Source organism: Nocardia pseudovaccinii NBRC 100343 (genome assembly GCF_001613225.1).
GTDB classification, from domain to species: Bacteria; Actinomycetota; Actinomycetes; order Mycobacteriales; family Mycobacteriaceae; genus Nocardia; species Nocardia pseudovaccinii.
Window position 1 is genome coordinate 1 of sequence record NZ_BDBY01000389.1, and the last position, 10,249, is coordinate 10,249.

A 10,249-nucleotide genomic window follows, 5' to 3' on the forward strand; every position below is an offset into this window, starting at 1 on the left:
TTCAAACGTCCGCGCCAGCCCGCGTACCCGGATCACCGAGGTGCGAGTGCGATCACGAACGGAGTCGATCGTTTCCACCTGAACAACGGTAGAAACGATCGACCAAATAGTCAAGCTTTACTATTCAGTCTTGATCAGTCGATGATGGCGCTCCGGCCGTCCACCCGCGTCGGGAACCGTTCCCAGACCTCCAACTCACCACTTTCGATGCGTTCCAACGTTTTCTGCGACCAGCGCAGGTCGGCGCGTACATGTTCGGAGGCCAACCGGATCGCGTCGGCGACATGATGCGGTTCGGTCTCCGCCGGATCGCCGCTACCGGCCATCACGCGACGCTCCTCGCGATCGAGCTGCTCGAGTTCGGCCTCGAATTTCTTGATCCGGCTGCGCAGCGCGGCGACGACCTCGTCGCGAGGCGCCTGCGGCAGCAGCGCGACCGCCGCGGCATACGGATGCTTCGGCTGCTCGGCATCCCACAGCGCGTCACGCAGCAGCTGCGCGAAGACCTTCTCCCCCTCGGCGGTGAGCCGATAGGTCGTGCGCTCCGGCCGCGCACCGTCCTGCCCGACGCCCTCCACCGCGATGAGCCCGTCGCGCTGCAAGGTATTCAGCGCGCCGTACACCGAACCCGGTTTCACATTCGCCCAATTGTCCGCCCGCCAGGACAGCAACTCCCGCCGAACGTCGTAACCATGCACCGGCGCCAGCAGCCGCACCACGGCGAGCACCAGCATCCGAGTCGTAGGAACAGCCATATCCGCAGGTTATCCCACCCGCACGCGGCCACATGAAAACGCAAGTGGCCCCGGCCGTTACCAGCCGGAGCCACTCGGACAGTGCTGATCTCTGTCAGCTCAGCGCATCCTGACCGATGGGAGCAGAGACCTTCCCGTCAGTAGGCGAGCGCGGTCCACGGGATATCGATCGGGAACGGGTGCGTGAACGACACTCGCTCCTCGCCGTCGTTCACCCATTCACCGACGAGCCGATATTCAACCGGATGCAACGGGGTGACCCCATCAGGCAGAGGCCCGTACCCGGTTTCCAGGCCGTATGCGCGAATCCTCGCAATGGCACTGACATCGGAATCGAGCGTCACCTCCCAGTACCACGGGATCCCGGCCTTCGCATACCGGCCTTTCTTGGCCTCCATATCGGGCCCGGAGTTCGACGGTGAAAGTACTTCACCGACAAGCAGTGTGTCGGCGGCCCGTATGTCCTGGTAGGGCGGGAGGCAACCGAACACGAGGAAGTCTGGAGTGAGGAAGTCCGATTTTCCGCTCGTCCCGAGGAACACGTTGGTCTCGAACTCGGCCTCCCAGCAGGCTCCAGGGTGCTCCGACATGGTTTCGCGCGCACACCGCTCGATTTCGTGAACGATGCGGCGGCTGAACCGCTGATGCTCCCGGGGACCGCGGCGCATCCACACCACGCGCCCTTCCCAGAGCTCGATCTGCTCCGCAATCTCTTCGGGCAGACGTTCCAGTTCCTCCCATGTCATGTGTTCGGGCAGGTCTGGACGCTCGATACGGGGCAGCGACATGCCGCAATGATAGCGGTGGAAAAACCCGTGGCCCCGGCCGTTTCCGGCCGGGGCCACGCGAAAAGCGCGGAACTAGCCCTTGTGCGCCTTCACAGCCTCGGTCAGCTGCGGGGCGACATTGAACAGGTCGCCGACGATGCCGTAGTCCGCGATCTCGAAGATCGGGGCCTCTTCGTCCTTGTTGACCGCGACGATGGTCTTCGAGGTCTGCATACCGGCGCGGTGCTGGATGGCGCCGGAGATGCCGAGGGCGATGTACAGCTGCGGGGAGACCGTCTTACCGGTCTGACCGACCTGGAACTGGCCCGGGTAGTAGCCCGAGTCGACCGCGGCACGCGAAGCGCCGACGGCGGCGCCGAGCGAATCGGCCAGCGCCTCGACGACCGCGAAGTTGTCGGCGGAACCGACACCGCGACCACCGGAGACGACGATGCTCGCCTCGGTCAGCTCCGGACGGTCGCCACCGACGACCGGCTCGCGCGAGGTCACCTTCACGACGCCCTCTTCCTGCGCGGGCACCTCGACGGTCACCTTCTCACCCGCACCGGCCGAGGCGGTGGCCTCGACGGCGCCCGGACGCACCGAGATCACCGGCACGTCGCCGGTGGCCTTCGCGTCGACGGTGAACGCGCCACCGAAGATGGAGTGCACGACCGAACCGTCGGACTTGACGTCGATGACATCGACGAGCAGGCCGGAGCCGATGCGCGCGGCGAGGCGGCCCGACACCTCCTTGCCCTCGGCGGTGGCGGCGACGATCACGGCGGCCGGGGAAATCGACTCGACCAGACCGGCGAGCACGTCGACCTTCGGGGTGACCAGGAAGTTCTCGACATCGTCGGATTCGGCGATGTAGATCTTCGCGGCGCCCGCGGCGGCCAGCGCGTCGGCCAGCTTCTCGCCGGTACCGGCCGGGCCGGTCACGACGGCCGCGGGCTCACCCAGCGCGCTCGCGGCGGTGAGCAGTTCGGTGCTGACCTTCTTGATCGCACCGTCGGCGTGCTCGACGAGCACAAGTACTTCTGCCATTTGTGTTCTCTCCTAAGCAGTCTCGGGCGGGATCAGATGATCTTCTGACCGACCAGGTAGGCGGCGATCTTGGTGCCGCCGTCGCCCTCGTCCGCGATCTTCTCGCCCGCGGTGCGCGGGGGCTTCGGGGTGGCCGCGGTGACGGCGGTGCCCGAGTTGGCGACACCGACGGTCGACGGGTCGACGCCCAGGTCGGCCAGCGTGAAGGTCTGCACTTCCTTCTTCTTCGCGGCCATGATGCCCTTGAAGGAGGGGAAGCGCGGCTCGTTGATCTTCTCGGTGACGCTGACGATGGCCGGGAGGGTGGCCTCCAGCTTGAACACGCCCTCGTCGGTCTCCCGCTCACCGGTGATCTTGTCGCCGTCGACGGACAGCTTGCGCAGGTGCGTCAGCTGCGGCAGGCCCAGGTACTCGGCGATGATCGCGGGCACGGCGCCGGCGCGACCATCGGTGGCCTCGTTGCCCGCGATGACCAGCTCGACACCCTCGACCTGGCCCAGCGCGCTGGCCAGCACCCAGGCGGTCTGCACGGCGTCGGAGCCGTGGATCGCCGGATCGTTGATATGGATGGCCTTGTCGGCGCCCATGGACAGCGCCTTGCGGATGGCCTCGGTGGCCCGGTCCGGACCGGCGGCCAGCACGGTGACCTCGCCGCCCTGGGCTTCCTTGATCAGCAGCGCTTCTTCGACGGCGCGCTCGTTGATCTCGTCGAGGACGGCGTCGGCGGCTTCGCGATCGAGGGTGAAGTCACCGTCGGTCAGCTTGCGCTCGGACCAGGTGTCGGGAACCTGCTTGATGAGTACGACGATGTTCGGCATCGGTCTTCGTCGACCTCCTGTTCTGGTTACACGTGTGTGGTGGTCGCACGAGCGGCGCCGTACGTCCTTAGTTTGTAGCTCAGGGCGTGACACTACCCTACGTTAAGTTACTCGCGGGTAACTTAGTCGCTTCTCTCTCACAACGGTGGTCCTGGCGATAATGTGCGGCCGCGTTACCAGTAACGTCGGAGCGATGAGCGAGGCTGTGATCCCTGCCGCAGTGGGCACCACCCCGGGCATTACTCCCGAGTCGGCCGTGGAGCCGTTGCCGCTGACCGGCGAGCGGACCGTACCCGGCATCGCCGAGGAGAACTACTGGTTCCGTCGGCACGAGATCGTCTACGCACGCCTGCTCGAGCGTTGCGCCGGAAAGACGGTGCTGGAGGCCGGATCCGGTGAGGGTTACGGCGCGAACATGATCGCCGATGTGGCGACCAAGGTGATCGGCCTCGACTACGACACCAGCGCGGTCGAGCACGTGCGCGCCCGCTACCCGCGCGTTGAGATGATCCAGGGCAACCTCGCCGCGCTGCCGCTGGAAGACGAGTCGGTCGATGTCGTGGTGAATTTCCAAGTGATCGAACACCTCTGGGACCAGGGCCAGTTCATCCGGGAATGCCTGCGGGTGCTGCGGCCCGGCGGTGAGCTGCTGATCAGCACGCCCAATCGGATCACCTTCTCCCCCGGCCGCGACACTCCGCTCAACCCGTTCCACACCCGCGAACTCAATGCCGACGAACTCACCGAACTGCTCGTCGACGCGGGTTTCCGGGTCACGCTCATGACCGGGGTGCACCACGGCCCGACGCTGAAGGCGTTGGACGCCAAGCACGGTGGCTCGTTCATCGATGCCCAGATCGAGCGCGCGCTGGCCGGGGAGCCGTGGCCCGCCGAGCTGACCGCCGATGTCGCCGCGGTCGCCATCGACGATTTCGCACTGGCCACCGAGGACATCGATGCGAGCCTCGATCTGGTCGCCATCGCGGTGAAGCCTTGAGCAGACAAGAAGTTCCCGGCCAGTTCACTCTGGTCCTGCATTCCCATCTGCCCTGGCTGGCCCACCACGGTCGCTGGCCGGTCGGCGAGGAATGGCTCTACCAATCCTGGGCCGCCTCTTACCTTCCGGTCGTCGACGTGCTGAGAACCCTTGCCGCGGAAGGCCGTTCACATCTGCTCAGTCTCGGCATCACGCCGGTGCTCGCCGCCCAGCTGGACGATCCGCATTGCCTTGCGGGCATGCATCATTGGCTCGGCAACTGGCAGCTGCGCGCCGACGAGGCCGCGATGGCGGGCAATATCGCACTCGGCAGGCATGAGCACCGGCTGGCCGCGGCGGCACTCGCGGAATTCGAACAGCACTGGCGCCACGGCGCGGCGCCGGTCTGGCGGCAGCTCATCGACGCCGAGGCCATCGAGCTGCTCGGCGGCCCGCTCGCGCACCCGTTCCAGCCACTGCTGCACCCGCGACTGCGCGCCTTCCAGCTCGACGAGGGCTTGGTCGATGCCCGGCACCGCTGGGGCCACACCCCGACCGGCATCTGGGCGCCCGAATGTGGCTACACCCCCGGTATGGAGACCGGATACGCGGCCGCGGGTGTGACACATTTCATGGTCGACGGACCCGCACTGCGCGGCGACACCACCCTCGGACGGCCGGTCCGGGAATCGGATGTGGTGGCCTTCGGGCGGGATCTGCAGGTGAGCTACCGGGTTTGGTCGCCCAAGTCCGGCTATCCGGGCCAGAGTTCCTACCGTGACTTTCATCACTATGACCACGCGACGGGTCTCAAACCCGCTCGCGTCACCGGCAAGACGGTCGCCGGTCCGGACAAGGCCCCGTACGACCCGGAACTGGCGGCCGGGGCGGTGGTTCGCGATGTCGACGATTTCGTGCGGACCGTGCGCGAACGGCTGATCGAGGAATCGGCGCGTATCGGACGTCCGGCCCTGGTCGTCGCCGCATTCGATACCGAATTGTTCGGACACTGGTGGCACGAGGGTCCGCAGTGGCTGGCCCAGGTGCTGCGGGCACTGCCCGAGGCGGGCGTCACCGTCGGCACGCTGGCCGATGCCAGGATGCGCGGGTTCGTCGGCGAGCCGGTGCCGCTTGCCGATTCGTCCTGGGGTTCGGGTAAGGATTGGCGAGTTTGGGCCGGTGACCAGGTGAAAGACCTGGTGGATCTGAACGACGATATTGTCCGGCTCACCCTCGATACGGTCGACAAGATGCGGGCCGCGGACGGCGGCGCCGCACTGCGCGACCCGGTTGCCGATCAACTGCTGCGCGAGGCCATCCTCACCGTCTCCAGCGACTGGGCATTCATGGTCAGCAAGGACTCCGCGGCTGGCTATGCACGCGACCGCGCGCACCGGCACGCCCACGCCGTGCGGGAAATCGCCGCCGCCGTCGGGGCGGGCCAAGTCGCCAAAGCACACCAGTTGGCGGCAGGATGGGGGGCGGCCGACGGCTTCTTCCCGAGTTTGGACGCACGGCGGCTGGCGATCGCGGACCGAGACTCCGCCTGATAAGGACATTCATGAAGATCTTGATGGTGTCGTGGGAGTACCCACCGGTTGTGGTCGGTGGGCTGGGCCGCCATGTGCATCACCTGGCGGTCGAACTGGCCGCGGCCGGTCACGAAGTGGTCGTGCTCGCCCGCCGCCCCTCCGGCACCGACTCCGTGACCCACCCCACCCACTCCTTCATCGCCGAGGGCGTGCTGGTGGTCGCGGTCGCGGAGGATCCGCCGTGCTTCGACTTCGGCGAAGACATGCTCGCTTGGACGCTGGCCATGGGCCACGCGATGGTGCGCGCGGGAGTCGCGCTCGGCAAGCCCGGCATCGGCGACGGCTGGGTCCCGGATGTCGTGCACGCACACGACTGGCTGGTCGCGCATCCGGCGATCGCGCTGGCCGAGTACTACGACGTGCCGCTGGTTTCCACCATCCACGCCACCGAGGCCGGGCGGCACAGCGGTTGGGTCTCGGGCCGGGTCAACAAGCAGGTGCATTCGGTCGAGTGGTGGCTGGCCAATGAATCGGATGCGCTGATCACCTGCTCGACCTCCATGCAGGACGAGGTGGAGCGGCTCTACGGGCCCGAACGAGTGCCGATGACGGTGATCCGCAACGGAATCGATGTGGGCGCGTGGACCTTTCGGCCGCGCGCACCGCGCACCGGTCCGCCGCGTCTGCTCTATGTGGGTCGGCTCGAGTACGAGAAGGGTGTGCAGGATGCGATCGCCGCGCTGCCGCGCATCCGCCGCGCCCACCCCGGCACCACGCTGACCGTCGCCGGTATCGGCACCCAGTTCGAATGGCTGCGCGAACGCGCCCGGGTGCATCGGGTCGCGCGGGCGGTGACCTTCGCCGGTCAGCTCGATCACGAGGAACTGCTCGGCTGGTTGCACGGCGCCGATGCCATCGTGCTGCCGAGCCGCTACGAACCCTTCGGCATCGTCGCACTCGAGGCGGCCGCCGCCGGTACCCCGCTGATCACCTCCACCGCGGGTGGTCTCGGCGAGGCCGTCATCGACGGCGTCACCGGCGCATCCTTCGAACCGGCGGATGTGGACGGCATCGTCGAAGCCGTGCGCGCCACCCTCGACGATCCGGCCGCCACCCAGGACCGCGCCTACGCCGCGCGCGAACGCCTCACCGCGGATTTCGCCTGGGACGTCGTGGCCGCCGAAACCGCCCTGGTCTACTCCTCGGCCAAACGCCGGGTCCGCAACCCCCTCGGCCGCCCCACCATCATCGAACGTCCCCTCCCCGAGCGCGATCCGAAGTAGCGCCTAGCTCTCCAACTTCTTGACGATCTTCTGGATGGTGAGCCAGGTGCGGGTGGTGATCTCCTTGCTGTAGGTCTTCTCCATCCAGGCCATGAAGTTCGGGGTGCGGGGTTCGGTGTTGTCGATGACCGAGAGGACGACGCGGGCGGCGGTGTCGTAGCCGACGATCCGGACACCGGGTTCGGTGTGCTTGTGCAGATCCTTCGCGACGTTGGGCGGGGCCTGTTTGAGGAACGTCGCGGTCAGGTAGGTGCCGCGGCCGTGGGTCAGGCCCGGAAACGGATCGGTGTCGAGCAGGTCGCGCAATTCGTCATAGGTGCGCACGATGGTGCCGCCCGGAATTCCGAGTTCGCTGTTCAGCGCGTCCTGGATGCGGGCTTCCAACTTCGCGATATCGGTGTCCGCGGTACGGAAGACCACATTGCCGCTGGCCAATACCGTGGCGACCTTCTCGAATCCGAGTCCCTCGAACACCCCGCGCAGCTTCTCCCCCTTCATATTGGGGTTCGTCGGCATGATCCCGCGCAACAGCGCCGCGTACCTGTTCATGCCGTGACCGTACCGACTGCCACCGACGCGTACCGGCATACTCGGCCGAGATAGCACGAGCCCCGGGTCCGTTCCGGATCCCGGGGACCGGGTCCGCTCATGCCGACTGGGTGGCGCCGTTCTTCTTGCGCTCGATATCTTCCAGCGCGGCAACATATTTGGCGCGCTCCTCGGCACCGGCCTCCCAGGTCGCCTTGCGGTTCTTGACGACCTTGGCGGGCGCGCCGACGGCGATGCTGTAGTCCGGAATCTCGCCCTTGACCACCGCGTGCGCACCGAGCACACAGCCACGGCCGACGCGGGTTTCGCGCAGCACCGTCACCTTGGCGGCGATCCAGGTGTCCGGGCCGATGCGGACCGGGCTCTTGACGATGCCCTGATCCTTGATCGGCATATTGATGTCGTCCATGCGGTGGTCGAAGTCACAGATGTAGCACCAGTCCGCGACCAGCGTGGATTCACCGATCTCGATATCGAGGTAGGTGTTGACCACATTGTCCTTGCCGAAGACGACCTTGTCGCCGATGCGCAGCGAACCCTCGTGGCAGCGAATGGCATTGCCGTCACCGATATGCACCCAGCGGCCGATCTCCATCCGGCCCAATTCGGGGGTCGCGTGGATTTCGACGCGCTTGCCGAGGAAGACCATGCCGCGCAGCACGATATGCGGATTGGCCGCCTTGAATTTGAACAGCCGGTAGTACCGCACCAGATACCAGGGCGTGTACGCCTTGTTCGCGAGCACCCAGCGCAGCGACGCCAGCGTCAGAAATCGCGCTTGCTGCGGATCCCGGCGGCGCGAGCCGCGCCACCGCGAGCGCAACGGTGCGCCCCACATGCTCGTCACGAAGTCATCTCCTGTCGTGGTCCTTGACATGGCGACCGTCCCGGTCGCGACGGCTAGAGCTTATCCCGTCGGAAAACACCGCCGGGACCCGTACAACGTCGGCGGACCCTCCCGTACAGTGATCGCTGCGCCGCCGACGGCGGCGGCGAACCTCCACGCGGGCGGTGGTGCGCGTACCCGGGGGTCGACACGCTTTCGGTCACGTCCCCAGCGGGCAACGACGACAGGAGTGCAGCAGGTGCGAAGCGGCGGCGTACTGGCCAACCCGGCGCGCGGACTCACCCTGTCCCGACTGGGCGCGGCGGCGGCCATCGGCGCACTGGTGTTGACGGGCTGCGGTACCGACGTCGACGACATCACCGTCGGATCGGGCAAGGGCTGGACCACCGCGCACCACGACGGCCGCAACAGTGGCGTCAGCCCGGTCACCGGCTCGCGCAAACTATCGCTGAGCTGGTCGCGGCCGGTCGGTGGCTCGATCGAGGAACCCGTGACGCTCGGCCCGGACGGGCAAATGTTCGTCACCACCCTGACCCCGAGCAACTGCGCCATTCTCTCACTGCAGATGCCGACCGGCCGCAAGCGCTTCTGCAACGCGCTGGGACCGAACGCGATCTCCGCGCCCTCGGTGGTCGACAGCGGCACCAATGTCTACGTCGGCGACGACAGCGGGGTCAGTGCGTTCAACTCGATCGGGCAGCCGCGCTGGCGAACTCCCGTTGCGGGCGTACCGGTTTCGGCGCAGTTCACCGGCGACGGGAACATCCTGACGGTCACCCAGTCCGGCCAGGTGGATGTGCTGAGCCGCCAGACCGGGGAGCGCGTCGTCAGCACCGCCCAACTGCTGGGCGATCCCGATTTCCTGGAGTACCCCGATCTCACCCGGCCCGCGTCCGGACAGGGTCTCGGCGACTGCGCGAGCGGCGGGCCACAGTGCCCGGTCGCCAATATCTCGCCGATCGAGGTGTCCAGCGGCCGCTTCTTCGTCACGCTGTGGCAGCCGGGCAAGCCGATCGCCGCACTGGTCGCATTGCGCTACGCCGACAATAAGATTCAGCAGGAATGGAGCGCGGACCTGCTCACCGACGGCAGCGCGACCAGCCCGACGCTGTCCGCCGACGGCCGGACCGTCTACGTCGGCGACAACGCCAAACGCCTCATCGCGATCGACGCCGCCGACGGCCGGACCAAATGGGTGCAGCCGCTGGATTGGGCGCCGCGCGGCGGCATTTCGGTCTCCAACGACGGCCTGATCATCCCGGCAGGCGACGACGGCCACCTGCTCGCCCTGCGCGACAAGGGCGACGCCGCCGAAATCGCCTGGGAGCGTAAGGATCTCACCCTGCGCGGCACCCCGGTCCAGACCGCGGGAGACACCGGCTACACCGCCGCCGCCATCGGCGACGGCATCAACCTGATCACCTTCGACACCAAGACCGGCGCAACCGTCGATTCGGACGTCCTCCCGGACGCGAAGGGCACCACCACCGGCACCTCCGTCGGCCCCAAGGGCGAGGTAGTCCTCGCCACCCGCATCGGCGAAGTCTTCACCTTCAAACCCGAGCAGTAGTTGGCCGCGTCGGCGGCAGAGTTCGAGACCAGTGCAGGTCAGAGGTGGGATGCAGGCGCAATGAAGCCGTGAGCGGCTGATTCGCAGCGCAATCCGGGACTC

General features: G+C 67.1%; 10 protein-coding genes. 4 read left to right on the forward strand and 6 right to left on the reverse strand.

Annotated features, from left to right (window positions below; genetic code table 11):
- Positions 1 to 134: 134 nt before the first annotated feature.
- From NP3_RS41980 to NP3_RS41995, 4 genes are all read right to left on the reverse strand, one after another.
- Complete coding sequence (locus NP3_RS41980) at positions 135 to 755, reverse strand: PadR family transcriptional regulator (protein ID WP_084509625.1); 621 nt, start codon at positions 753 to 755, stop codon at positions 135 to 137.
- A 137-nt stretch (positions 756 to 892) separates the two neighbouring features.
- Positions 893 to 1,543: a Uma2 family endonuclease gene (locus NP3_RS41985; protein WP_084509626.1), complete on the reverse strand. Its 651-nt coding sequence runs from the start codon at positions 1,541 to 1,543 to the stop codon at positions 893 to 895.
- Positions 1,544 to 1,615: 72 nt separating this feature from the next.
- Positions 1,616 to 2,572, reverse strand: coding sequence for an electron transfer flavoprotein subunit alpha/FixB family protein (locus NP3_RS41990; protein WP_063047270.1), 957 nt, complete (start codon positions 2,570 to 2,572; stop codon positions 1,616 to 1,618).
- Between the two features lie 32 nt (positions 2,573 to 2,604).
- Positions 2,605 to 3,390: an electron transfer flavoprotein subunit beta/FixA family protein gene (locus NP3_RS41995; protein ID WP_063047271.1), complete on the reverse strand. Its 786-nt coding sequence runs from the start codon at positions 3,388 to 3,390 to the stop codon at positions 2,605 to 2,607.
- Between the two features lie 193 nt (positions 3,391 to 3,583).
- Between NP3_RS41995 and NP3_RS42000 the strand changes: the two genes are divergently transcribed.
- The 3 genes from NP3_RS42000 to NP3_RS42010 are packed head-to-tail and all read left to right on the forward strand — an operon-like array spanning position 3,584 to position 7,181.
- Positions 3,584 to 4,387, forward strand: coding sequence for a class I SAM-dependent methyltransferase (locus NP3_RS42000; protein ID WP_245721339.1), 804 nt, complete (start codon positions 3,584 to 3,586; stop codon positions 4,385 to 4,387).
- Positions 4,384 to 5,916, forward strand: coding sequence for a 1,4-alpha-glucan branching protein domain-containing protein (locus tag NP3_RS42005; RefSeq protein WP_063047272.1), 1,533 nt, complete (start codon positions 4,384 to 4,386; stop codon positions 5,914 to 5,916). The genes NP3_RS42000 and NP3_RS42005 overlap by 4 nt, the downstream gene beginning before the upstream one ends.
- Positions 5,917 to 5,927: 11 nt before the next feature.
- Positions 5,928 to 7,181, forward strand: coding sequence for a glycosyltransferase family 4 protein (locus NP3_RS42010; protein ID WP_063047273.1), 1,254 nt, complete (start codon positions 5,928 to 5,930; stop codon positions 7,179 to 7,181).
- Positions 7,182 to 7,184: 3 nt separating this feature from the next.
- Here the strand turns inward: NP3_RS42010 and NP3_RS42015 are convergent, their stop codons facing one another.
- Together NP3_RS42015 and NP3_RS42020 are read right to left on the reverse strand one after the other, a co-directional pair.
- Positions 7,185 to 7,730 (reverse strand): DUF1697 domain-containing protein, encoded by a 546-nt coding sequence (locus NP3_RS42015; RefSeq protein ID WP_063047275.1) that lies wholly within the window; start codon positions 7,728 to 7,730, stop codon positions 7,185 to 7,187.
- A 97-nt stretch (positions 7,731 to 7,827) separates the two neighbouring features.
- Positions 7,828 to 8,577 carry an acyltransferase gene (locus tag NP3_RS42020; protein WP_040693897.1) on the reverse strand — a complete coding sequence of 250 codons (750 nt, stop codon included), beginning with the start codon at positions 8,575 to 8,577 and terminating at the stop codon, positions 7,828 to 7,830.
- Positions 8,578 to 8,815: 238 nt separating this feature from the next.
- Between NP3_RS42020 and NP3_RS42025 the strand changes: the two genes are divergently transcribed.
- Positions 8,816 to 10,147 carry an outer membrane protein assembly factor BamB family protein gene (locus NP3_RS42025; RefSeq protein WP_245721340.1) on the forward strand — a complete coding sequence of 444 codons (1,332 nt, stop codon included), beginning with the start codon at positions 8,816 to 8,818 and terminating at the stop codon, positions 10,145 to 10,147.
- Positions 10,148 to 10,249: the final 102 nt, after the last annotated feature.